This is a genomic window from Pseudomonas sp. NFX224 (assembly GCF_048565165.1).
Lineage (GTDB): Bacteria > Pseudomonadota > Gammaproteobacteria > Pseudomonadales > Pseudomonadaceae > Aquipseudomonas.
The window spans coordinates 6046236-6070799 of the sequence record NZ_CP183416.1 but is presented as its reverse complement, the minus strand read 5'-3'; the positions used below and the strand labels follow the sequence as shown (position 1 = coordinate 6070799).

Here is a 24564-nt window from a genome sequence, read left to right as displayed (position 1 = left end):
CCTGAAATTCAGTCGCCGGCAGCAAAAAAGTGCCGAAAAAAATAATAATTCAACGCGAGATCACAGCATGCGCCACACTCATTTTCGCCGTAACGTGCCCGCACAATACTCATTGATCGGCCTGACCCTGGCACTCGGTGCCGCCGCGTCAACGGTCGTCCATGCCGATGAAAACAGTGGTTTTATCGAAGGTTCTACCGCCACGCTCAATCTGCGCAACGCCTACTTCAATCGCAACTTCGTCAACCCCGCCTACCCGAATGCTGCCGCACCACAAAACAAGGCCGAGGAGTGGACGCAAAGTTTCATCCTCGATGCCCGCTCCGGCTATACCCAAGGGCCGGTAGGTTTCGGTGTCGATGTACTGGGCCTTTATTCGCAGAAACTCGACGGGGGCAAAGGCACTAGCGGCACGCAACTTTTGCCCGTCGGCAGCGATGGACGTCCTGCCGACAATTTTGGACGCCTGGGGGTCGCCGCCAAGGCCAAGGTTTCAAAAACAGTGGTTAAAGTCGGGGAATGGGTCAGTACCCTGCCGATTCTGCGTTCTGATGACGGCCGCTCGTTGCCACAGACCTTTCGTGGTGCTCAGGTCACCTCCCAGGAGGTCGGCGGGTTGACGTTATATGGCGGCCAGTTCCGGCAGAACAGCCCGCGCAATGACGCCAGCATGGAAGACATGTCCATGAACGGAAAACCTGCGTTCACCTCCGACCGATTCAACTTCGGTGGCGGTGAATACACTTTCAACGAAAAACGCACCACTGTTGGCCTCTGGTACGACGAACTTAAAGACATCTATCAGCAGCAATACTTCAGCCTCAATCACAGCCAACCCGTGGGTGACTGGACGTTGGGCGCCAATATGGGTTTTTTCTCGGGTAAGGAAAACGGCGCCAGCCTGGCCGGAGACCTGGACAACAAGACCGCGTTCGGCCTGTTTTCTGCAAAACTTGGAGCCAACACCTTCTATGTGGGCCTTCAAAAGCTCACCGGAGACAGCGCCTGGATGCGAGTCAACGGTGCCAGCGGCGGCACCTTGGCGAACGACAGCTACAACTCCAGCTATGACAACGCACAGGAGCGTTCCTGGCAGGTTCGCCATGACTTCAACTTCGTCGCAGTGGGCGTCCCCGGGCTGACAATGATGAACCGCTACATCAGCGGCGACAACGTACACACGGGCGCGATCACCGATGGCAAGGAATGGGGCCGCGAAACGGAGCTGGCGTATGTGGTTCAGTCCGGCGCCCTTAAAAACCTCAGCGTGAAATGGAGAAACTCCAGTATCCGCAAGAACTTCAGCACCAACGAATTTGACGAAAACCGAATCTTCATCAGTTACCCGATATCGTTGTTGTGATGCGCCCCGGATAAACACGCCGCCATCGCCATACTTGATGTTGGATGAGTTGGCCGAACCCAGCGAGATGTCCCGCCCGGGGTATCAGGCACGACTCAATGATCCAACGCCATGGACGCAGCGGCGTCATGCCGCAATTAATGCAGTTCCGTCGCGGCGGCGGTTCGGTCGATGCAAGTGCGGGTCATGTCAACTCTGCAAACTCTTTAACAAGCGTTGGCCAACGGGAGTGACACCCGCTGGCCAGCGGTTTTTTTTCAGCGAGGGAACAACAGGGTGATGGCGAAACGAAAGCCCCAACCTTGTGGGCCATCGTCAGGGCTGTCTAGCCAGTAACGTGGTCCCGCTTGCACCGTCAGTGGCTGACCGCCGATTTTCAGCAATTGCGTAACCGTCAGGTTGACCGGCACCGACCATTCACGTGATTGCCAGTTGTAGGTTGATTCGGTGTTCACACCCCACGTGGTCAGGGTACTGGTGGTGTAGGAAAGGAAAGGTTGCAGGAAGGTCTGGTTCACCTTGTCCTTGTCATCCGGTGGACTGCCGTCCAGGCCCCAGATGTGATTGGCCAGGATGCCATGCGTCCAGCCATTTTCCTGTTTAAGGGCAACCGCTGTCGGACCTATCCCCCATTGCTCGCTACCGAGCAACTCATCACTGCCCGTGGGGATCAATATCGCCGGGCCGGCCCCGAGTATCCAGCCACTTTCCGTGGGTTGTTTGGGCGAGAAGAAAAAGCTCTGTGTGATATCGCCGACGCCGGATTTGTCCGCCGCGCCATTCGGCGCCAAGCCGTGCTGGTCGATGACGGGCAAAATGGTGCGGGAAATCAGGTTCCAGTCATCGTTAAGGGTAAACGGCAGCACGGGTTGAATATTGGTGACACTGTGCATGCCGTCACCGGTCGGCCCCATCTTCTGATCCCAGTTGTACTGCACCGGCAGGCTGTACATGGCCGCGACCGGGTTGAGCGCTTTCTTTGCCAGCTCTGCCGAATCCTCAGCCTGAACCATGGGCACAAAGCACATCGAAACAAACAGTGCCGAAGAGGTGTATCGCCATTGCTTTTCTGAACCCATCACTCATCACCTGTTATCGACAAAGCAGTGGGTAAGCTTAGGCAACAGTGATCAATGTGCAATCGTCCCAAAAAATTAAAGCCTCTCGGCGATGTGACGATCATGCCCCGCGCCCTACACGCTCACACCTGATCCATCGCCTCGACCACGCCCTGATCTTCACCCAGAAACCCGCCACTCTGATGCTGCCACAGCCGCGCATAGATGCCGTTCTTCGCGAGCAATTCGGTGTGGGTGCCCTGTTCGAGGATGCGTCCGTCATCCATGACAACCAGTCGATCCATCGCTGCAATCGTGGACAACCGATGGGCGATGGCGATCACAGTCTTGCCTTGCATCATTTCATCGAGGCTTTCCTGAATGGCCACTTCGACTTCCGAGTCCAGCGCGCTGGTAGCCTCGTCAAGTAGCAGGATCGGGGCGTTCTTGAGCATCACCCGGGCAATGGCGACGCGCTGGCGCTGGCCGCCCGACAGTTTGATGCCGCGCTCACCCACCAAGGTGTCGTAGCCGGTGTGGCCTTGTCGGTCGCTCAGTTGGCTGATGAACTCATGGGCCTGGGCACTCATCGCGGCGCCGCGCACTTGAGCGTCGGTCGCATCGGGACGGCCGTAGGCGATGTTGTCGCGAATGGAACGGTGCAGCAGGGAAGTGTCCTGGGTGACCATGCCGATGGCGCTGCGCAGGCTGTCCTGTGTCACTTTTGCGATGTCTTGCCCGTCGATGCGAATCTGCCCGCTGTCGACATCATAGAAGCGCAGCAGCAAGTTGATCAGCGTAGATTTGCCCGCGCCAGAGCGGCCGACCAGGCCGATTTTTTCGCCCGCGCGAATGTTCAGGCTCAGGCCATCGAGCACCTGGCGCTCGCCACTGTAGTTGAAGCTCACCTTATCGAAAGTGACCGCCCCGCCGGAGGTCACCAACACACCCGCGTCCGGCGCATCCTGCACCTTGGGACCGCGGGTAAACGTCGCCATGCCATCCTGCACCGTGCCGATGCTCTCGAACAGCGAGGTCATTTGCCACATGATCCAGTGCGACATGCCATTGATACGCAACGCCATGGCGGTGATTGCCGCCACGGCACCTGCGCCGACCTCGCCCTGATGCCACAACCACAGGGCATAACCGCCTGCTGCCATGATCAACGCCACCACCAATGCCTGGTTGACGATCTCGAACTGACTGACCAGGCGCATCTGGCGAAAACCGGTTTGCTTGAAATCCTCCATCGCTGCACGCGCGAAGTGCGCTTCACGATTGGAGTGGGAGAACAGTTTCACCGTCGTGATGTTGGTGTAGGCGTCCGAGATACGCCCGGTCATCAGCGACCGCGCATTGGCCTGTTCCTGCCCGACCTTCCCCAGGCGGGGCACGAAGTACAGCATGGCCAGCCCGAACAACACGACCCAGGCAACGAAAGGCAGCATCAGTTTCAGAGCGAAGCCGCCGGCCAGTGCGATGATCGCGATGAAATATACCCCGATCCCGGGGGCGATCTCGATGAGGGTGAACAGCACGTCGCGCACCGCGAGCGCCGTCTGCATCACCTTGGTAGTGACCCGGCCGGAAAACTCATCGGAAAAAAAGGAAAGGCTTTGCCGCAGCATCAAGCGATGGAAATCCCAGCGCAGCCGCAACGGCAAGTTAATCGCCAATATCTGGTGCTGCACCATGGTGCGCAACGCCACCAGCCCGACACTGGTCACCATGACGATGCCCATGCCCCACAACACACGACTTTCCTGCGCCGCAGCTTCACCGCCTGCCTGCCAGGTCGAGAGCAAGTCTACGACTTGCCCGAGGAAGGAAAACAGCCAGGCTTCGTAAATCGACACAGCGGCACTGAGCAACGTAAGCGCAAGGATGTAACCGCGGGCGCCCCGCGTACAGGCCCACAGGAATCGAGCCAGGCCGTTGGGTGGCGGTGGTACCTCATCAGGGGGAAAAGGGTCGAGTCTTCGTTCAAACGCACGAAGCATGGTGTTCTCCAAAACAATCAAGTTGAGGAGATTCTGCCATTGAACAGGTGCTTTGAGGGTTTTGCGAAGTCGAGGTACGGCACTGTTGGCAGGTTGATTTGCTGCGTGCGGGGCCTATATACGTTGCCTGCGACCCGGCCAGCGGGGCTAAAACAGTCGACATCGACGGGGTGCTATTGGCCCCCAGGAGCAGATGATCGTTTAAATGAGGTCCGAGATATATTCAGATCAAGACCCGCCGAGCGAATTTTATCTCAGCTGCGTGCCTCGCCAGTGAGCCCGATAGCCCCACTGGCGGTGCGGACTCAACGTCGCAATGTCACGCCGTCGGAATTGTCCGGCCATCGATGACGTACTCGACACCTGTCAGCGCGCCAGCCTTGGATGAAACCAAAAAACTGATCAGGTCAGCGACCTCCTGTGGCTGGTTAGGACGACCCAGTGGAATACCGCCCAAGGAGGAGGGTCGGCGAAATTCGCCAGGCAGGCCTGATTGTCACCGTATCCCATGCCTACAGCGTCATGATCGGCCGTAGCAGTGCCTGACCTTCATACAATGCCGACAGGTAACGTTCACGCATTTGCTCGACGGTCATTCGTGACGCATGGGTAGTGAGCGTCAAGGTCGCTTGCAACTGCCCTTCCCGATCAATCAGCGGCACGCTCAGCACCCGCATGCCCACCTCATATTCCTGGTCCACCAGCACGTAGCCACGCTGCGCCGCCAAGGCGATTTCGGCGCGGATCCGGTTTTCGTCGATGAGGGTATAAGGCGTGATGGCCTGTGGCGGGTTGCGTGCGAAATACGCGTCGAGCGCCTGCGCCGACAGGCTCGCCAGCCATAGCCGGCCACTGCCGGTGCAATACATCGGCACACGTGAGCCCGGTCGAATAGACATTGAGGTGATGTGGCTGTAGCGGCTGCGCACCACATGCACGATGTCATCCCCGTCGCGAATGCCCACCGACACATGCTCCTGAGTGGTTCGCGCCACCTGCTCGACGATCGGCCGCAACATGCGCGGCAACACGGCCGAATCAACGTAGGCTTGGCCGATGCGCAAGGTCTTGGCGGTCAGCCAGTAAAAGCGACCATCGGTCTGCGCGAAATCGTCGTGTACCAGCGTCAGCAAAAAACGCCGGGCGGCGCTCTGGGTCATGTCGGCCATGCGCGCCACCTCGGGCACACTCAGACGCGGATGCTCCTGGGAAAACAGCTGCAACAGCGCCAGTCCCTTTTGTAGCCCAGCGATCAAATCCCGTTGATGGATAGTGGGTTGCTTCATGGCTCCTACTCTCATTCAGAGAAATAATGCGATTATCGCATTGATGATGCGATTATCAACTTGATCTCCCCGCACCTTGATTGTCCACCTCCCTCCTCGCTTGCACTATCGGCCCCACAACACAGCCAACAAGCGGGAGCATCAAATGATCCAGGGTTCGACTGAACTGGTCGCCATCGTCGGCTCACCTGTTTCCCAGGTGAAATCGCCGGAAAACTTCAACCGCTGGTTTGGTGAGCACCAGCAAAACGTTGCCATGCTGGCCATCGACCTTGCGCCGACCGCCCTGCAGAACTTCATCGAGACCTTGCGTGGCTGGCAAAACCTGCGCGGTTGCGTAGTCACCGTCCCCTATAAACAGATACTGGCCGGCCGCCTAGACAGCGTCAGTGAGCGCTCGGCGGCACTTGGCTCGATCAACGTGATCCGGCGCGAGGCCGACGGCCGGCTGGTGGGCGATATCGTCGACGGCGAAGGTTTTCTCGGTGCTGCGCGCCAGCAGGGTTTCAATCCGCAGGGCAAGCAGGCGCTGGTGATCGGCACCGGCGGTGTCGGTAGTGCGATTGCTTATTCGCTGTGTCAGGCCGGGATCAGTCATCTGGTCATCAGCGACTTGAGCGCGCAGCGCGTCGAGATGCTCGGCGAACTGTTGCGCGACGCCTTTCCCGAGATCGTGATCAGCGCCAACCCCGTCTCGCTCGAGCACTTCGATCTGGTGGTGAACGCCTCACCGGTCGGCATGGGCGCTACCAGCGATGAAGGCCCGCTACCGTTGCCGCACACCCTGATGCAAACCTTGAAAACCTCGACGCTGGTGGCCGATGTCGTGACTTCACCGGCCGTTACGCCGTTTCTCGCCTTCGCCCAAAGCCGTGGTTGCCCGATCCAGACCGGCCCGGAAATGGCCTTGGCGCAACTGGGCAACCTCGGCCACTTCATGGGCGTCACACCGCTGCAGATCTGACCTGCGGCCGTGTCTTCGACAGGCGATAGACAATGAACATGACTACCCCCTTCCCTGCCGGTGCGGACCTGGCCTACGACGTGATTGTCCTGGGCAGCGGTGCCGCCGGTTTCGCTGCGGCTGTGACCGCCTCTTGCCGCGGCCTCAAAGTCTTGCTGGTGGAAAAGACCGAAACCTTTGGCGGCACCTCAGCGATCTCGGGTGGCGCGATCTGGCTGCACGATACCGATCAGGCCCGGGCCGCTGGGCATCACCTTAGCGCCGATGAGATGCGTTGCTATCTCAAGCAAGTGATTGGTGCCGGCTACAACCCTGAGTTGATCGATTCCTTCATCGACAATGGCCGCCAGGCGTTGAGTTTTCTCGAGACCCACAGCGAGCTCAAATACAGCCTGCGGCCTCTGTCGCCCGACTACTACCCGGACTTGCCCGGCGGCACGCAAACCGGGCGCGCCCTGGAAATCGATGAGTACGACGGGCGCAAGCTGGGTGAGCACTTCAAGGACCTGAAGCGGCCTCCGGACGGCATGCTGCTGTTCGGTGGCATGATGGTCAACCGCGTCGACATCCAGCACTTCCTCAGCTTCAAGCGCTCGCCGCAATCGCTCTGGCACTGTCTGAAACTGATGGGCCGATATGCCCTGGATCGCCTCAACCATCCACGGGGCACACGCCTGACGGTGGGCAATGCCTTGATCGCACGGCTGGCAACCACCGCGTTTGCCAATGGCGTCGACTTGTGGCTGCAGGCGGAACCCGAAACGCTGCTTGTCGAGAAGGGAACCGTAAAGGGTGTACAGATCACCTGGCGCGGGCAAACCCGCAAGGTATCCGCCAAAGGGGGGGTGGTGTTAGCCATGGGAGGATTTGCCGCGGGCGCCCAAGCCGCTGAACAGCGGCCAGCGACGGACTCGGAACACTGGAGCATGTCGCCACCGGCCAACGTAGGTGACGGACAACGATTGGCCGCTTCGGTCAACGCGGCCATCGGCAACAACCTCGCGGCGAACTTCTTCTGGGCACCGGTTTCGGTGCTGCGAAAAGCCGACGGCAGTCTCGAACGCTTTCCGCATCTGGTGACTGATCGGGCCAAACCCGGCGTGATCGCGGTCAACCGCGCCGGGCGACGTTTCGTCAATGAGTCGGACTCCTACCACTGCTTCGTCGAAGGCATGTTCGCCAACCGCGGCGCCAATGCACCCTGCTGGCTGATCTGCGACAGCGAAGCCTTGAACCGATACGGCATGGGCCTGGCCCGCCCGCGACCTGTCGATAACAGCGCGTTGATCGACGCCGGTTATCTATTGCGCGCAGACAACCTCGCCGAACTGGCCCTCCTAGGTGGCATCGATGCCACGGCCCTGGAGCAGACCGTGGCGCAGTTCAACGCCGATGCAGACCTTGGCGTCGATCGTCAGTTCGGTAAAGGCAGCAGCGCTTACAACCGCTACATGGGCGACCCGCTTCACGGACCCAACCCGTGCCTGAAACCGCTGCACAAGGCGCCGTATTACGCGATTCGCCTGTTTACCGGAGATCTCGGCTCGGCCCGCGGACTGGTCACCAACGGACAGGCCAGCGTGCTCGACCGCAGCGGCGCACCGATCCCCGGCCTGTACGCCGCCGGCAACGAAATGAATTCGATCATGGACGGCACCTACCCTGGTCCCGGCATCACCCTTGGCCCCGGCATCACCTTCGGTTACCTCGCCGCCAGTGATATCGCTGCCCGTCTGGACCGCAACACAACCCAACAACCCCACACTGGAGAACAGCATGTACTACGAACTGCGCACCTACACGATTAAACCGACTCGCCTGGGTGACTGGCTGGCCCTGTACAAGAACGCAGCATTGGCTGTTCAGCAGGAGCACCTGGGCAACCTGGTCGGTTTCTTCACCACCGAAATCGGTGAGGTCAACCAAGTGGTGCACGTCTGGGCCTACGCCAGCCTCGACGATCGCATGGCCCGGCGCAACGCCATGGCAGCCGATCCGCGCTGGCAGGACTTTGCCCGGCAGAACAAGGAACTCGACGCCGTGGTGACGCTGGAGTCGCGCCTGCTGCGTCCCACCGACTTTTCACCGTTGCAGTAACCGTCGTCCCGTTGCGCCGCTTCCTTCAGGGAGCGGCCAACCCCTCCCCACCCAAAAAACAACAATGGAGGTCGCCATGAGCGTCTTGCCGTCGAACAATCTCGACGACCTTATCTGCGATGTCCTGGTCATTGGTTCCGGCGCCTCGGGCCTGGCCTGTGCCGTGACCTGCGCCGAGCTTGGCCTCGACGTCATCGTGGTAGAAAAGGAGCCTGTGCTCGGCGGCACCAGTGCCTGGTCGGGCGGCTGGCTGTGGATCCCCCGCAACCCGTTGGCGGTCGCCGAGGGGACAGTGGAAACGCTTGAGCAGGCGAAGATCTACCTGCGCAATGAACTGCACAGTGATGTGCTCGACCCACGCATGGAGATGTTCCTCGAGCAAGGTCCGAAGATGGTCGATTTTTTTCAACGCCATACCGAAGTCCAGTTTTTCTCCGGTAGCAGGATGCCAGACTTTCATGCCAGCGAAGGTCATGCCAGGGGTGGTCGCTCGCTCTGCGCCCTGCCGTACGATGGTCGTCGGCTGGGCCCCTGGATCAACAAGCTGCGGCGTCCACTTGACCTCATCAGCCTTGCCGGCATGGGTATTGCCGGTGGCGCCGATCTCAACCACTTTCTCAATGCGAGCCGATCTGCAACCTCGATGCTGTATGCCGGCAAGCGCCTGTTGCGCCATGCCCGTGACCTGATGTGCCACGGCAGGAGCATGCACCTGGTGAACGGCAATGCATTGGTCGCCCGGCTATTGAAAAGCGCACTGGACCGTAACATCCGCCTGCTGACCGATACGCGGGTACAGCAGTTGCTGCAGGAAGATCAACGTGTGGTCGGCGCACGTATCGAGGGCAGCGCACGCCTGATCGACATCCGCGCACGACGTGGAGTGGTGATGGCCTGCGGCGGCTTTCCCCATGACCGCCAGCGGATTGCCCGGCAGTTCGCCCATGCCCCGGATGGCGCCGGACACTTGAGCGCTGCGCCCAAAGGCAATACCGGCGACGGTTTGCGCCTGGGTGAAAGCGTCGGCGCTCGCGTTGCGTGCGACTTGCCCCATGCCGCTGCCTGGGCACCTGTCTCTCGCGTGCCGCGAGAGGACGGAGGTTTCAGTGGCTTCCCCCATTTGATGGAGCGGGCGAAACCGGGTTTTCTCGCGGTGCGTCAGGATGGTCGACGCTTCGTTAACGAGGCAGACTCCTACCACGACTATATGTGTGCACTGTTCGATGCCTGCGGACCGGGAGAACCCCCGGTATCCTGGTTGATCTGCGACCACCGGGCCCAACGGCGCTATGGCCTGGGCTGGGCCAGACCCTTTCCATTCCCGACTGCGCCCTATATACGCAAGGGCTATCTGTTCAAGGATCCGACCCTGGCGGGACTGGCGCGCCAATGCGGGATTGATGCGCAGCAACTGGAAGCCACGGTCAACACGTTCAATCAATTTGCCGAGAAAGGCTGCGATCCGCAGTTCCGACGCGGTGAGTCGCTGTACAACCAGAACCAGGGGGAGATTCTCCATGGCCCCAACCCTTCGCTTGGAAGCCTGCGGCAAGGACCGTTCTACGCCGTGAAGCTGGTGCCTGGCAGCCTCGGCACCTTCGCCGGGCTGCACACCGATGCCTGTGCACGGGTATTGGACGACAACGAAGCGCCGATTCCCGGGTTATTCGCCGTGGGTAACGACATGAACAGCATCATGAACGGTTTCTACCCCAGCGGTGGCATCACCCTCGGGCCGGGCATGACGTTCGGTTACATCGCAGGAAGGACACTTGCAGGTCTGTCAGATTGGGAAAAAAGAGACGAAGGCTAAAGTCACTGGGCCGTTAACCATTGGTCGAGAAACATTCATGGCAGAAATCCTCCCCTAAACTACTGATCTAGTATCAAAGCAAGTTTCGGCTGGAGATTTTCAATGTCATTGGCTGAAGAACAAAAATCACAGCGCCGCAAGGAAACCCGGCTGTTTGCCTTTCTTGTCGTCTGCCTTTTTCCGCTGCTGTCAGTCGTGATAGTGGGCGGCTACGGCTTCCTCATCTGGTTTTTCCAAATGCTCTACGGCCCGCCCGGGCCACCTAACTGATAGTTCTCTTTCAGAGTCTGTTGGAGTCAGCGCATGGACGAAGCCCTGCATATAGCCAGCCTGTTGGTACTTGCCCGACCTGAACTATTCGACGCCGTCAAAGCCAACTTGCGTCTATTGGACGGCCTGGAATTACATCACGAAAGTGCCGCCGGAAAACTGGTGGTCGTTCTTGAGGCCAGCCACGAAAACCAGATCCTGCAACGTATCGAGCAAATCAACAATCTACCGGGTGTGCTCAACGCTGCGCTGATCTATCACGAACTCCTCGATCCCGCAGGAGACACCGAATGAGCATGTCCCGCCGAGAATTCGTCAAGGCCCAGGCCGCGGCCATCGCAGCTGCAGCCGCTGGCCTGCCGATTGCCACGTCCGCCAGTAACCTGATTACCGAAGCGGACATGGTCACCCTGAACTGGAACAAGGCGCCCTGCCGTTTCTGCGGCACCGGGTGCAGCGTGATGGTCGCGACCCGCGACAACCGGGTAGTCGCCACCCATGGCGACGTCAAGGCCGAGGTCAATCGCGGGCTCAACTGTGTGAAGGGCTATTTCCTTTCCAAGATCATGTACGGCGTGGACCGTCTGACCCAACCGCTGCTGCGCATGACCAACGGCCAGTTCGACAAACAGGGCGAGTTCCAGCCGATCAGCTGGAACCAGGCCTTCGACATCATGGAAGCAAAATACAAGGAAGCCCTGAGGAACAAAGGCCCGGAATCGATCGGCATGTTCGGTTCCGGGCAATGGACGGTGTGGGAAGGCTACGCCGCCAACAAATTGATGAAGGCCGGTTTTCGCAGCAACAACATCGACCCCAATGCCCGTCACTGCATGGCATCCGCGGTGATGGGCTTCATGCGTACGTTTGGCGCGGATGAACCGATGGGCTGCTACGACGACATCGAAGCCACCGACGCCTTCGTGCTGTGGGGCTCAAACATGGCCGAGATGCACCCGATTCTGTGGAGTCGGGTCACCGACCGGCGCCTGAGCCAGCCGCATGTGAAAGTCGCGGTGCTGTCGACGTTCGAGCATCGCAGCTTCGAACTGGCCGATATTCCCATGGTGTTCAAGCCGCAATCTGACCTGCTGATCCTCAACTACATTGCCAACCACATCATTGAAAGCGGTGCGGTCGATAAGGATTTCATCAGCAAGCACACCCGCTTCGCCAAAGGCGCCGATGACATCGGCTACGGTTTGCGTCCCGACGATCCACGGGAAAAACAGGCGAAGAATGCCGACAAGGCCAATACCTGGACGGACATGTCCTTCGAGCAGTTCGCCGCGTTCGTCAAACCCTACACCCTGGAGCGAACCGCGAAAGAGTCCGGCGTTGCCTCGGAACGCCTCAAGGCCCTGGCTGAACTCTATGCCGATCCCGAGCGCAAGGTCGTGTCATTCTGGACCATGGGTTTCAACCAGCACACACGCGGCGTGTGGGCCAATAACCTGATCTACAACATCCACCTGCTCACCGGCAAGATCAGCGAGCCGGGCAACAGCCCTTTCTCGTTGACCGGCCAACCGTCGGCCTGTGGCACTGCACGGGAAGTCGGCACCTTCTCCCACCGCTTGCCCGCCGACATGGTCGTGACCAATCCCAAGCACCGCGCCACCGCAGAGCAGATCTGGAAACTGCCGGCCGGCACCATTCAGGAGAAAGTCGGGTTTCACGCGGTGCAACAGAGCCGCATGCTCAAGGACGGCGTCCTCAACGTGTATTGGACCCAGGCCAGCAACAACATGCACGCCGGGCCGAACATCATGCAGGAAGTCTTGCCCGGCTGGCGCAACCCGGAAAACTTCGTCATTGTCTCGGACGTCTACCCCACCGTTTCCGCCCAGGCCGCCGACCTGATCCTGCCCAGCGCCATGTGGGTGGAAAAGGAAGGCGCCTATGGCAATGCCGAGCGTCGCACACAGTTCTGGCATCAATTGGTCAGCGCACCGGAGGACGCCAAATCGGACCTGTGGCAACTGATGGAGTTTTCCAAACGCTTCACCACCGACGAAACCTGGCCCGCCGAGTTGCTGGCCAAGGCACCGCAATACAAAGGCAAAACCCTGTTTGAGGTTCTGTTCAAAAACGGTCAGGTCGACCAGTTTCCCGTCGAGCAGATCGAGGCCGGCTACAAGAACGACGAAGCCAAGGCCTTTGGTTTCTATGCGCAAAAAGGCTTGTTCGAAGAGTACGCTCAGTTCGGTCGTGGCCACGGCCATGACCTGGCAGCCTTCGACCGCTACCACAGTGAACGCGGCCTGCGCTGGCCGGTGGTAGACGGCAAGGAAACTCGCTGGCGTTACCGCGAGGGTCTTGATCCCTACGTGGAGACCGGCAGTGAAGTGCAGTTCTATGGCTACCCGGACAAGAAGGCGATCATCTTCGCCCTGCCCTACGAGCCGCCGGCTGAAATCCCGGATGCCGACTACCCATTCTGGCTGAGTACCGGGCGGGTCCTTGAACACTGGCACACGGGAACCATGACCCAACGGGTCGAGGAGTTGTACAGAGCGGTACCCGACGCGCTGGTGTACATGCACCCGGAGGACGCCAAGGCCATGAAGGCTCGACGCGGCAGTGAGGTGAAGCTGATCAGCCGTCGCGGTGAAATCCGCGCGCGCATTGAAACCCGTGGGCGCAACAAACCGCCGCGTGGCTTGGTGTTCGTACCGTTTTTCGATGCCAACAAGCTGATCAACAAGGTCACGCTCGACGCCACCGACCCGATCTCCAAGCAGACCGACTATAAGAAATGCGCCATCCGCATCGAGTTGATCAGCGCGGCTTGAGGAGAACCGTCATGACTTTTCGAATCCTGCCACTGGCTCTGCTTGCCGCAATGGGCGTGGTGCTTGCTGCCGAGGTGAGTTACCCACTGGATGCACCGGGCCCCGATGGCCGCCGCCCCGGCGGCACCCTGACCCAGAACATGCCCGCGCCGCCGCTGGCCAACGACGAAAACAAGGATCTCAAGCGCGAGCGCAACTACCCTGACCAGCCACCGACCATTCCCCACAGCATTCGCGGCTACCAGATCGACAAGAACGGCAACAAGTGCCTGTCTTGCCACAGCCGGGCCAATAGCGCCCGCAGCCAGGCGACGATGATCAGCATCACTCATTACATGGACCGTGATGGCCAGGCGCTGGCGGCGGTCTCGCCCCGGCGCTACTTCTGCACCCAGTGCCACGTGACGCAAAAGGAGGTACTGCCGCTGGTGGGAAACACCTTTGAAACCATCGACAAAATCCTGCAAGACGATGCCAACGCCGCACAGAAACCTTGAGGAGGCGCCATGAAAGCACTGTTCGCCCTGCTTAAGGATTACTGGGGCATCCTCTGTCGACCCAGCGTTTATTTCAGCCTGGGGTTTCTGACGCTGGGTGGCTTTATCGCCGGGATCATTTTCTGGGGAGGTTTCAACACGGCGCTGGAGCTGACTAACACCGAGAAGTTCTGTATTTCCTGCCACGAGATGCGCGACAACGTCTATGTCGAGTTGCAGGACACGATTCACTACACCAACCGCTCCGGCGTGCGCGCCAGTTGCCCTGACTGCCACGTTCCCCATGAATGGACGCACAAGATCGCGCGCAAGATGCAAGCCTCGAAGGAAGTCTGGGGCAAGCTGTTCGGCACCATCGATACCCGCGACAAATTCCTCAGCTTGCGTCGTGAACTGGCGGAACATGAATGGGCCAGGCTCAAGGCCAACGACTCGCGCGAATGTCGCAATTGCCACAACTTCGAGTTCATGGACTTTACCCGCCAGGGTAAACGCGCTGCGGCGATGCACTCCACCGCATTGGCCAATGGCGAGGCCACTTGCATCGACTGCCACAAGGGCATTGCGCACAAACTGCCCGACATGAGTGGCGTGAAAGGATGGTGATGCCTGCCCTGCGGCGCCAATGAAGGGGCTAGGTTTGGTCGCGATTTGAAAGCCTGTACTGGAAAATGACAGCTAAGCTTCCTGCTAATGTCGGGCCTATTGAGCAGATCGCGATTTGCTTTGTCAGCCCTTCACAACTGTCTCGGAGGGGAGCCAATGAAACGCTGTGCAATGCTCATCGCGATCTCGTTACTGACCACTGCTTGTCAGAGCACAAATGACGGCATCACCCGACTCGACAATTGTGTCTGCTACAAATCGCCCGAGAATAAAAGTCTGCAAGCTTCGCAAATAGCCTGGAAAGACCCCGATACGCTGCAAAAGCAGTTCTCACATTGCGTTTGCCGGGCCTTGATTGACCTGAAGGAGTTCGATGATCCCGGTAAACTTTTCGTCCCTGGAACCCAAATAAAATGAGTGTTGGCTCTGTCGGGTCAAGCGATGCCATGGCCGGCTGCCAGAGCGCCATTTTTCCACTGCTATGCTGATGACATCTGTTCTGCACTAGGGATGAGCAACATGGCAGTACAAGGCAAGCATTCCCCGTTCAGGTTCAAGGCGATGGCCTACTCGGCTGGATTTTTCCTTGTCGTTTGGGTTGCCATAAAGCTGCTCGACACTCACTTCGACCTGACATTGTCAGCCAATACCACGGACTGGCTGCTGAGCTTTTGGGATTGGCTCTTGCTGGAAACACCCATGCCGAACTGGTCGCTGATGGTTATCGCGATTGTAATCAGCACGTTGTCTGGAGCGATCTATTACGCCCGCTTCACTGATGGAACTGACGGTGAGTTACACGAGATAGAGCGAAAAATTTACAAAAAAAACAACCCTCAATTTCCAAAGCTGACAGATAACCAAACGCTGTTGATGGAAGCTTTGGCCTATCATGCGAACTTCAGAAAAGTTGCGAATTTGGATTCAATTTGCAAGCTTGTCTCCCTCACCACATTGGAAGTTGAAGCCGATCTGAAGCAACTCCAGGCTAAACGTCTTGTGGAGCAAAAAGTGACACGGGGCACGTTCGGCGCCACCACGTTTGAACTGACCTTGGCCGGCAAGGATTATGCATTGGAGAGACTTCAACTCACGTAGGATAAATCGTCGGCGTCCCTGTTGTGGCGGAGCGTCTGCTGGTGGGTGCGGGGGCGAAGGAGTACCCGTTTCATCTCGGGCACCAGGAATTTCTTGTTCACGATGAGCGCGTGTGCTGTCGACCGGCAGGGCCGGAGGAGGCGATTTGAAACCATTTCCGCTCAGACCTGGCGCCTCTTTGGACATGTTTCTTCAAGCGTGCCTGCCTCGCCGAGACGCGGTGCCACCAACCTTGACGGAAAAAGCCATCATCCCGGGCATCCCTGATGCTCGCTACAGGCTGGACCATGACCAGACTCCTTTCATTGAGGATGCGGTTCAGTCCAACAAACGCGAGAGCCAGGTGCTCGCCGAGGCCGGAAAGCCGCACGATATCCTGCCGCTGGCACACATGCTGGCAGTTTCCGGCGGTGGAGATGCAGGCGCATTCGCAGCGGGGTTGATTGCTGGATGGACCACACACGGGACCCGCCCCCTGTTCAAGGTCGTCACCGGCATTAGCGCGGGTGCCCTGGTAGCCCCGTTCGCTTACCTGGGGCCTGAGTACGACGGCGTGATTCGTTATGTCTCCAACGCAATCGGTCCAAAAGACATTTTTCATTCGCGAAACGTATTAACGCGTTTTGCCAGCGACGGTATCGCGGACAGCAAGCCACTGTCGCGGCTCATCGCAAAATACGTCACGGCAGAGATTCTTGCGGCGATTGCGCTGGAGTACTCCAAAGGACGAATTCTGCTGATCGGCACAACTGACCTTGACTCAGGGCGGCCAGTCACCTGGAACATGGGCGCTATTGCCGCCAGCAAAGCACCGGGGGCGCTCGAACTCTTTCGCAACATCATGCTCGCCTCAATGAGTATTCCCGGTGCGGTCTCACCCGTCATGATCGATGTGGAGGTTGACGGCAAACAGTTCCAGGAAATGCACGTGGATGGCGGGGTCATCACTCAAGTGTTTCTATACCCACCTAACACGGTGATGGCGCTGAGCAAAGCCACCGGCGCCCCTTTGCGACTCGACCGTCATTTCTATGTCATTCGCAACGGGACACTGGAGCCACAGTGGTCCGGGACCAAGCGCCGTACATTAAGCATCGGCGGTCGCGCTATCAGTGCTTTGATTCAAACTCAGGGGATCAGTGACCTGGAGCGAATCTACCGTATGGCGCAGCAGGATGGCGCGGATTTCAATCTTGCGTACATTGGCTCCGACTTCAACTTTCCGCACCTTCGAAAGTTCGATGGCGAGTACATGAAGCGCCTATTCGATTACGCCTTTCAACTCAGCGCAAAGGGTTATCCGTGGCATAAATCGCCGTACACGGAAAACACTAAACAATAAAACCCGCGAAAAATCGAGGCAGTCTTTCGCTTGTCTGGTCTCTCACAAACCGCTTTATAAAAAGGAATTTTACCGGTGTCCGAACATCACATTCGCCCCCTCGCCCTCTGAATCTTTCATCATCGAGGCAAGATCCTAGTCAATCAGCGTGCAAACCTGGCGCGGTGACCTTGCGATGAAAAGCCCGCTGACGATTTACGTCCAGCGGGCTTTTTTCAATCACAACGCCATGTCAGCCGGTGCATTGTCCTTTCCGGGACTGGTTACTTCTTTTTCAACATTCGGCGTGACGACCTGACTGATCGCCGGTGGCGGTATCAGTTCAAGTACCTTGGCGGTGTAGGCCCACTCCTGCGCCACTTTTTCCGGATCATCATTAAGCTGGGTGCCGTAGCTCGGCAGGATCTGATGGAGTTTCTCCTGCCACGCCGGTGTCGCCACTTTGTCTTTGAAGACTTTCTGCAGCAGGCTCACCATGATCGGGACGGCGGTCGACGCGCCGGGGGATGCCCCCAGCAGCCCGGCAATGGTGCCGTCCTGGGACGTGACAATCTCGGTGCCCAGTTTCAGGACGCCACCGGCCGCTTCGTCACGCTTGATCACCTGTACGCGCTGGCCTGCCTGCCACAGACGCCAGTCCTCGGCTTTGGCGTTGGGGAAGTATTCCTTCAGGGCATTGATACGATCCTCGTCCGACAGCATCAGTTGACCCGCCAGGTACTGGACCAGTGGATACTGCTTGATGCCAACGCGGGTCATGGGCCACGCATTGTCGGTCGTGGTGGTACTGAGCAGGTCCAGATACGAACCCTGCTTGAGAAACTTGGTGCTGAAAGTAGCGAATGGACCGAACAGGATCAGACGCTTGCCGTCCAGTACGCGGGTGTCCAGGTGCGGAACCGACATCGGTGGCGCCCCCACTGAAGCCTGGCCGTAGGCCTTGGCGAGATGGCGCTCGGTAATGGCCGGGTTTTCCGTAACCAGGAATGAACCGCCCACCGGAAAGCCCGCGTATTCCCTTGCCTCGGGAATGCCCGACTTCTGCAACAGCTTCAACGCGCCACCGCCCGCACCAATGAACAGGAACCGGGCATCGGTCACGGTTTCGCTACCATCCTTGAGGTTCTTGTAGCTGACGCGCCAACTGCCGTCCTCGTTTCGGCTGATGTCCTGCACTTCGCTAGACAACTTCAGGGCAAAACCCGGCGAGGTTTGCAGGTAACCGACCAGTTGGCGGGTCACTTCGCCAAAATTCACGTCGGTGCCGTTGGGGTTCCATGTGGCGGCAAATTTCTGCTTCGGATCACGCCCTTCTATCATGAGCGGAACCCATTTTTTGATGACAGCCGGGTCTTCGGAATACTGCATGCCGCGAAACAACGGACTGGCCTGCAACGCTTCATAACGTTTTTTCAGAAAGCGGACATTGTCCTCGCCCCAGACGAAGCTCATGTGCGGCGTGGAATTGATAAACGAGCGCGGATTCTTCAGCACCCCTTGCCTGACCTGCCAGGCCCAGAACTGCCGGGTCAGCTGGAAGCCTTCATTGACTTCGACAGCCTTGTTGATCGTGACTTTTCCGTTCTCGTCCTGCGGCGTGTAATTCAACTCGGCCAATGCCGAGTGACCTGTACCCGCATTGTTCCAGCCATTGGAGCTTTCCAGCGCCACACCGTCGAGGCGCTCGACCATTTCCATGGAGAGCCCCGGCTCCAGCTCATGCAGCCAGACGCCCAAAGTCGCACTCATGATGCCGCCACCGATCAGCAGTACATCAACTTTTCCGGCCTCTTCGGCGTGCGCATGCACAGCGCCAAATGACAGGGTTAAACCGGCAAGGACGTGTTTCAGTTTTCTCATGTTCATCATGTGGCTCTCTCGCGAATTCACGGTCATCCCTGCCGCTCGGTTGGCTCTCTCGTTGGTGGTAGGTGGGGAAACCTGACGGAAAACTTCGAGATCAAGCGTCACGTGAATCGGACTTGCCCCCACGCTCGACACCCGATGAACATGAGGGTAACGAGGATCAAGCGAACCTGTGGGGGTCTTTACTTTCTTTTTATGCCAAAGTGCATTTAATTACGGCCAACCCTGCCGTTAATCGTAAAACGCTTCAACCGAAACACGACTGCCAACAAAAAAACTGTCGGCTACCAGTCGCAGCGGCTGGAGGTCGAAGTCACTGGCCTTGTCGCCGATCAGCTGTTGAAAGTGTCGATACACCGCCGCGTACTCGCCCTCTTCCGAGACGGCTTGGCGCACGCCGTCGATGCTCAACAGTGCGCCACCGTTGTCCAGTCGCAGGACGCCTTCGCTGCAGCGAACCTCGATGCTCCAGAGTTCGTCATGACCGTGGTCGAAATCGAATTCCGCGCAGATGTCGAGGTGACGTGCGTCAGACATTTTGATGGAAGCAGCAATTGGCGACTGGCAATTGCTCGGGACACGCAGTTCAGCGGACTCGACAAACAGCGGCAGCGCCAGCAGATGGGTTGCAATCGACAAGGCATTGATACCCGGATCGAAGACGCCCAGGCCGCCGGGTTGCCAGATCCACGCCTGGCCGGGGTGCCACTTGCGCACGTCTTCCTTCCAGTCGATCTGTACGCTTTGCAGGGTGCGGCTGGCCAGCCAGTCGCGGGCGGCTTCGATGCCGGGCGCATAGCGAGAATGCCAGGCAAACAGCCCGCTGACACCTCGCTCTTCTGCCTGGCTCACCAACGCCATCGCTTCCCCCAGGGTGGCGCATGGCGGTTTTTCTACCAGCACGTGTTTGCCAGCGGCGAGCGCTTGTTGCACCAAGGCGAATCGCCCTTGCGGCGGTGTGCAAAACGCAATCGCGTCGACCTGCGGGCCGTTTTCGAGCAGCTCGCCAAGGGACTGAAAGTTCTCCACCCCGGCGCAGGGCTGCCCTTGCGTGGCGACAGCCACCAACTGGAACGCCGGGTTGGCGTTGATCGCGGGAACGTGTTGATCCTGGGCAATCTTGCCGTAGCCCACCAGACCGAGACGGATCGGTTGCATCAATGACTCCTGATTTTTGTTTTTGGTCAGCGAACTGGCGAGATTACGTTTGTATTGCACGGAAGTCATTTTCGCCGATCAATAATCCGCAAATTCACCCTCTCCACTCGCGCGGGCTGACCCCGGTCTTGCGGCGAAACGCCCGGGCCAGCGCCGAAGGGCTTTCGTAGCCGACTTCTTCGGCGATCAGCGCTATCGGCTTGCCTTCGCGCAAGCGTTTCTGCGCCAGGCTGATGCGCCAACTCACCAGATAATCCACCGGTGCCTGCCCCACTACCCGCTTGAAGTGTTCCGCAAAACTGGCCCGTGACATGTTGGCCAGCGTCGACAGTTCTGCCACGCTCCAGGCCTTGCCCGGCGCTTCGTGCATCAGGCTCAAGGGCTTTGCCAGCCGTGGATCAGCGAGGCCGGCCATCATGCCCGGCTGCTGATTTCGCGTGCTCAGGATATGCCGCAGCAACAGGATCACCACCAGCTCGAACAGTCGATCCATCACCGCTTCACGGCCACAGGTGCCCGCGAAGGCTTCGTCGAACAGCCATTGCAGCGTGCTGGCCAGAGTGGGGATTTCATCGAGCTTGAGCACCAGATACTCCGGCAATGCCGACGCCAGGGCATTGCCCGAGCCGCCATCGAAACTCAGCGAGGCGCACACCAGCTGCGTGGCGGACGCCTCTGAGGCGAACAAACGATGGCGGTACGGCCGAGGAAAAAAGATCAGCGTCGGCTCGGTCAGTTGCAACTCGCGCTCGTCACCCAGCTTCAGCGCGACCTCGCCGGCCTGTAGCAAATGCACATGCCCGCACACCTGAGTGCCATCGAAGGCGGTTGTGCCGCAAAACGTGCCGCTGTGGAAGGTGCCGGCATTGACGCCGAAATGCGTGAGCAAGGTGGACAGGCGATCCATGGGGAGGCTCCCGGGAGCAGTTCTGGACGATCTGTCGCATATCGTCGACGATTTGCATCCAATTGACCAGAGCGAATCACTAGCATGGACTCCGTACCCAGCGCCTGTCGCGCTTGGATCCTCGGAGAATCACCATGACCCGCATTGTCCCTGTCAGCCTGGAACACGCCACCGACACCACCCGCCCGTTACTGGAAGGCGTGCAGAAGAAAATCGGCTTCCTGCCCAACGTCTTTCGCGTATTGGCCCTCGCCCCCGCCGTGCTGGCCTCGTACCTGCAAAACTCGGCGGCACTGGGCAAGACATCCTTGAGCGCCACGGAGAAGGAAGCGATTTCCCTCGCCACCTCGCAGGTCAACGGCTGTGATTACTGCCTGGCGGCGCACACGCTGTTTGCCGGTAAGGCCGGACTCTCCAGCCAGGAAATCCTCAGCGCCCGTGAAGGCCAACTCGACGCTTATGCCCTGCTGGCCAGGCAGATCACCGAAAGCCGTGGCCACCTGAGCAGCGATCAGATCGCCGCCGCCCGCGCCGCCGGGATCAATGACGCGAAGATCATCGAAGTGATCGCCCACGTGGCCTCGCAGACGCTGACCAACTACCTGAACAACGTCGCCCTGACCGATATCGACTTCCCGGCCATCAGCGCCTGATCAACCCCGCTGCGGAGAATACGAGCATGAACACTGTGACCCTTTACACCACTGACACCTGCCCTTACTGCCGCAGCGCCAAATCACTGCTGGCCAGCAAAGGCGTGACGATGCACGAGATCAACATTCAGCGTGAACCTGGCAAACTTGAGGAGATGCTTGAGCGCAGCGGCCGCCGCAGCGTGCCGCAGATTTTCATCGGCGACGCGCACATCGGCGGCTTTGATGATCTGGCCAAACTGGATCGCCAGGGTGGGTTGATGTCGATGCTGGCCTGAACCCGATTCCTCTGTGGGAGCTGCCGCAGGCTGCGATCTTTTGACCAAAAAAGCCTCGATAACGTGAGTCATGACCTAACCTCATAGGCTGAGTGACAAACAACCAGTCGAGCGCTCCTATGCGTAATGCATTGAAGTTAATGATGGTCATGGCGTTGCTGCTGTTCGCGTCGAGCGGCGCGATGCTCTCGGCGGCGCCCGTGCCAGACGCTCCGGTCAACAGCATCACGAGAACCCCCGTCAGCATTTCCGAAGGCGATCTGGATGCGCTGCTCAACCAGCTCGGCAACCTGAAACAGCAGGTGTCCCTGGTCAGCAACTACAGCCAGCTGGAAGCCCCGCAGGATCTGGTCCAGGCACTGATCCGGGAAGTCGATCGGCTGACGGCACTGCTGTTGCCCGAGCAGGCTCAATTGCAGGCGCAGCTGGGTGTGCTGGGGCCAACGCCCCTGGCAGAAGCCGCGTCGGAAAAATCCGAAATCGCCAACCAGAGGACGGCCCTGACCGAGCAGAAAAACCGCATCGACTCCCGACTCAAAACCCTGGCAACCCTCAAAACCGGCGCCGCCGAACTGCTGCTGCAGATAGCCGCCATCCGCCGCAACCTGCTGGAAACCGAAGTGACCCAGCAGACCCGCAGCGTGCTCAATCCCTGGTTCTGGGCCCCCCTGTTCAATCCGCCACAAGAGGACCGGCAAAAATTCAACGCCTTCATCCAGCAGATCCGCGCCACGCTAGCCGCCACCTGGCAACCGGGCGAACGTCTGCTGACCAGCCTGTTGCTCGCCGTGGCCCTGTTTTTCTGGATTTTCGGTCGCCGGTTGGCCGAACGCGGACTGACCTGGTTGTGCATTCATCGAATGCCTGAAGGTCGCCTGCGGCGCAGTGCCCTGGCGCTGGCCTCGGTTGTGGCCACGGTACTGTCTGCCTGGATCGCCCTGCAGTTGCTGTTTTTCACCGTGACCCGTGAACTGCCCCTGACGCCGCAGCTGTTGGGGTTCTCCCAGGACTTCGAAAAAATCGTTTATACCTGCGTGCTGATCACCGGCCTGAGCCGCGCGTTACTGTCCACGCAGCACCCATCGTGGCGACTGCCGGCCTTTGCCGACCCGCTCGCCCTGGCCATCAAACCCTACCCGGTCCGGTTATCCTTTGCGCTGCTGGTGCTGGTGTCACTGGCACAAATAACCAATGCCACCGGCATGAGTTCGCAGACGGTGATCTCTGTCCGGGGCCTGGTTGCACTGATTGTTTCGTCATTGATCGCCATGCTGCTGTTGCGCGTCAGCAAGACCCGCCGGGCCATGGTCATCGCCGGCATCGCCCCGGAAGCGGGCCGGACGCTGGCTGGGGTGATTTATTCGTTCGCCACCCTTGCGATCGTGCTTTCGCTCGTTGCCTTGCTGATCGGCTATGTGTCGCTGTCGCGCTTCATCACGTACGAGCTGGTGTGGTTCTTCATTATTTTTGCCGGCTTCTACTTGTTGACCCAGATCGTGAAGGACGGTTGCGAATTTCTGTTTTCACCCCGCTATTCCACGGGCAAGGCGCTCAAGCAGTTATTGGGTATTGGCGACACACGCCTGGAGCAGATTTCGATCCTACTGTCCGGTTTCGGCCGCGCCACACTGTTGCTGCTGGCGCTGATCACGCTGGTGGTGGGCGGGGTCGGATCGACGCTCAGCCAGCTGGCCACCAACATCCTCGCCATCCTCGGCGGCGACGGCCTGCGCAAACTGAACATCGTCCCGGCCAACCTGTTGCAAGCCTTGCTCGCGCTGATCATCGGCATCTACCTGATCCGCTCATTGCGGCGCTGGCTGGACGACGAATTCCTGCCGAAAACCGAAATGGACCCCGGCATGTGTGCCTCGCTCAGCACCTTGTTCTCCAACATCGGCTACGCCCTGGTGGTTTTGCTGATGCTGTCGTCGCTGGGGGTCAAGTGGACCAATCTGGCCTGGATCGTCAGTGCCTTGTCGGTGGGGATCGGCTTCGGTTTGCAGGAAATCGTCAAGAATTTCGTCTCCGGCATCATTCTGTTGACCGAACGCCCGGTGAAGGTCGGCGACCTGATCAGCATCAGCGGCGTCGAGGGTGACATCCGCCGGATCAACGTGCGGGCCACGGAAATACAACTGGCCGACCGCTCGATCGTGATCGTGCCCAATTCGCAATTGATCTCGCAGAACCTGCGCAACGTCACCCTCGGCGGCAGCGCCCAAGGGGTGGCGACACTTGAATTGATGTTCCCGCTGGACATCGACCCCGAGCAAGTGCGGGACCTGCTCTACAACACCTACATCGAGCACGAAACCATTCTGGACAAACCGGTACCGGTGGTGCGTTTCAGCCAGCTCAAGCCTGAAGGCATTACCTTGACCATCACCGGTTATGTCAGCAGCCCGCGCATGGTCACCGCGATCAAGAGCGAGCTGCTGTTCGACATTCTCAAGCGGCTGAGCGCCGCCGGGATAGAACTGGCGAAACCGCCATCCACCGCGTGATAC

The 24564-nt window shown here is 59.1% G+C and carries 22 protein-coding genes and 1 pseudogene; 16 read left to right on the top strand and 7 right to left on the bottom strand.

Annotated elements, in window-relative coordinates:
• Positions 1-67 precede the first annotated feature (67 nt).
• Positions 68-1363 carry an OprD family porin gene (locus ACNYC6_RS27825; protein WP_419710105.1) on the top strand — a complete coding sequence of 432 codons (1296 nt, stop codon included), beginning with the start codon at positions 68-70 and terminating at the stop codon, positions 1361-1363.
• A gap of 257 nt (positions 1364-1620) precedes the next feature.
• Here the strand turns inward: ACNYC6_RS27825 and ACNYC6_RS27820 are convergent, their stop codons facing one another.
• From ACNYC6_RS27820 to ACNYC6_RS27805, 4 genes and pseudogenes are all read right to left on the bottom strand, one after another.
• Positions 1621-2391 (bottom strand): transporter, encoded by a 771-nt coding sequence (locus ACNYC6_RS27820; RefSeq protein WP_419713023.1) that lies wholly within the window; start codon positions 2389-2391, stop codon positions 1621-1623.
• 173 nt (positions 2392-2564) lie between these two features.
• Positions 2565-4424 (bottom strand): ABC transporter ATP-binding protein, encoded by a 1860-nt coding sequence (locus tag ACNYC6_RS27815; RefSeq protein WP_419710104.1) that lies wholly within the window; start codon positions 4422-4424, stop codon positions 2565-2567.
• A 319-nt stretch (positions 4425-4743) separates the two neighbouring features.
• Positions 4744-4884: pseudogene (locus tag ACNYC6_RS27810) on the bottom strand (short-chain dehydrogenase); the annotation flags it as partial.
• Between the two features lie 52 nt (positions 4885-4936).
• On the bottom strand, positions 4937-5710 hold the full coding sequence (locus tag ACNYC6_RS27805; protein WP_419710103.1) for an IclR family transcriptional regulator domain-containing protein: 774 nt from the start codon (positions 5708-5710) through the stop codon (positions 4937-4939).
• Between the two features lie 145 nt (positions 5711-5855).
• Between ACNYC6_RS27805 and ACNYC6_RS27800 the strand changes: the two genes are divergently transcribed.
• The 12 genes from ACNYC6_RS27800 (at position 5856) to ACNYC6_RS27745 (ending at position 17192) form a co-directional block, all read left to right on the top strand.
• Positions 5856-6674 (top strand): shikimate dehydrogenase family protein, encoded by an 819-nt coding sequence (locus tag ACNYC6_RS27800; protein ID WP_419710102.1) that lies wholly within the window; start codon positions 5856-5858, stop codon positions 6672-6674.
• Positions 6675-6706: 32 nt separating this feature from the next.
• Positions 6707-8482, top strand: coding sequence for an FAD-dependent oxidoreductase (locus tag ACNYC6_RS27795; protein WP_419710101.1), 1776 nt, complete (start codon positions 6707-6709; stop codon positions 8480-8482).
• Positions 8451-8771: an NIPSNAP family protein gene (locus tag ACNYC6_RS27790; protein WP_419710100.1), complete on the top strand. Its 321-nt coding sequence runs from the start codon at positions 8451-8453 to the stop codon at positions 8769-8771. The genes ACNYC6_RS27795 and ACNYC6_RS27790 overlap by 32 nt, the downstream gene beginning before the upstream one ends.
• 76 nt (positions 8772-8847) lie before the next feature.
• Positions 8848-10584 carry an FAD-dependent oxidoreductase gene (locus ACNYC6_RS27785; RefSeq protein WP_419710099.1) on the top strand — a complete coding sequence of 579 codons (1737 nt, stop codon included), beginning with the start codon at positions 8848-8850 and terminating at the stop codon, positions 10582-10584.
• Between the two features lie 102 nt (positions 10585-10686).
• Complete coding sequence (napE, locus tag ACNYC6_RS27780) at positions 10687-10854, top strand: periplasmic nitrate reductase, NapE protein (protein WP_419710098.1); 168 nt, start codon at positions 10687-10689, stop codon at positions 10852-10854.
• A 33-nt stretch (positions 10855-10887) separates the two neighbouring features.
• Positions 10888-11148 carry a chaperone NapD gene (locus ACNYC6_RS27775; protein ID WP_419710097.1) on the top strand — a complete coding sequence of 87 codons (261 nt, stop codon included), beginning with the start codon at positions 10888-10890 and terminating at the stop codon, positions 11146-11148.
• Positions 11145-13649, top strand: coding sequence for a nitrate reductase catalytic subunit NapA (napA, locus tag ACNYC6_RS27770; protein ID WP_419710096.1), 2505 nt, complete (start codon positions 11145-11147; stop codon positions 13647-13649). Before ACNYC6_RS27775 ends, napA begins: the two co-directional genes overlap by 4 nt.
• 11 nt (positions 13650-13660) lie before the next feature.
• The gene (locus ACNYC6_RS27765) at positions 13661-14146 is read left to right on the top strand and encodes a nitrate reductase cytochrome c-type subunit (protein WP_419710095.1); all 486 of its coding nucleotides are present in this window, start codon (positions 13661-13663) and stop codon (positions 14144-14146) included.
• Positions 14147-14155: 9 nt separating this feature from the next.
• Positions 14156-14752, top strand: coding sequence for a cytochrome c3 family protein (locus tag ACNYC6_RS27760; RefSeq protein WP_419710094.1), 597 nt, complete (start codon positions 14156-14158; stop codon positions 14750-14752).
• 156 nt (positions 14753-14908) lie between these two features.
• A complete protein-coding gene (locus ACNYC6_RS27755) occupies positions 14909-15169 on the top strand; it encodes a hypothetical protein (protein WP_419710093.1) in 261 nt (86 codons plus the stop codon).
• A 102-nt stretch (positions 15170-15271) separates the two neighbouring features.
• A complete protein-coding gene (locus tag ACNYC6_RS27750) occupies positions 15272-15850 on the top strand; it encodes a hypothetical protein (protein WP_419710092.1) in 579 nt (192 codons plus the stop codon).
• 145 nt (positions 15851-15995) lie between these two features.
• Positions 15996-17192, top strand: a complete 1197-nt coding sequence (locus ACNYC6_RS27745) for a patatin-like phospholipase family protein (RefSeq protein ID WP_419710091.1) — start codon at positions 15996-15998, stop codon at positions 17190-17192.
• Positions 17193-17411: 219 nt separating this feature from the next.
• Here ACNYC6_RS27745 and mqo read toward each other — a convergent pair whose 3' ends face one another.
• The 3 genes from mqo to ACNYC6_RS27730 all read right to left on the bottom strand — a co-directional run bounded on the left by mqo (position 17412) and on the right by ACNYC6_RS27730 (position 21123).
• The gene (gene mqo, locus ACNYC6_RS27740; protein ID WP_419713022.1) at positions 17412-19052 is read right to left on the bottom strand and encodes a malate dehydrogenase (quinone); all 1641 of its coding nucleotides are present in this window, start codon (positions 19050-19052) and stop codon (positions 17412-17414) included.
• A 237-nt stretch (positions 19053-19289) separates the two neighbouring features.
• The gene (locus ACNYC6_RS27735) at positions 19290-20216 is read right to left on the bottom strand and encodes a Gfo/Idh/MocA family protein (protein WP_419710090.1); all 927 of its coding nucleotides are present in this window, start codon (positions 20214-20216) and stop codon (positions 19290-19292) included.
• A 94-nt stretch (positions 20217-20310) separates the two neighbouring features.
• Positions 20311-21123: a cupin domain-containing protein gene (locus ACNYC6_RS27730; protein ID WP_419710089.1), complete on the bottom strand. Its 813-nt coding sequence runs from the start codon at positions 21121-21123 to the stop codon at positions 20311-20313.
• A gap of 134 nt (positions 21124-21257) precedes the next feature.
• Between ACNYC6_RS27730 and ACNYC6_RS27725 the strand changes: the two genes are divergently transcribed.
• The 3 genes from ACNYC6_RS27725 (at position 21258) to ACNYC6_RS27715 (ending at position 24561) form a co-directional block, all read left to right on the top strand.
• Positions 21258-21776 carry a carboxymuconolactone decarboxylase family protein gene (locus ACNYC6_RS27725; RefSeq protein WP_419710088.1) on the top strand — a complete coding sequence of 173 codons (519 nt, stop codon included), beginning with the start codon at positions 21258-21260 and terminating at the stop codon, positions 21774-21776.
• A 26-nt stretch (positions 21777-21802) separates the two neighbouring features.
• A complete protein-coding gene (gene grxC / locus ACNYC6_RS27720; protein ID WP_416126732.1) occupies positions 21803-22054 on the top strand; it encodes a glutaredoxin 3 in 252 nt (83 codons plus the stop codon).
• Between the two features lie 119 nt (positions 22055-22173).
• Positions 22174-24561, top strand: coding sequence for a DUF3772 domain-containing protein (locus tag ACNYC6_RS27715; RefSeq protein WP_419710087.1), 2388 nt, complete (start codon positions 22174-22176; stop codon positions 24559-24561).
• Positions 24562-24564: the final 3 nt, after the last annotated feature.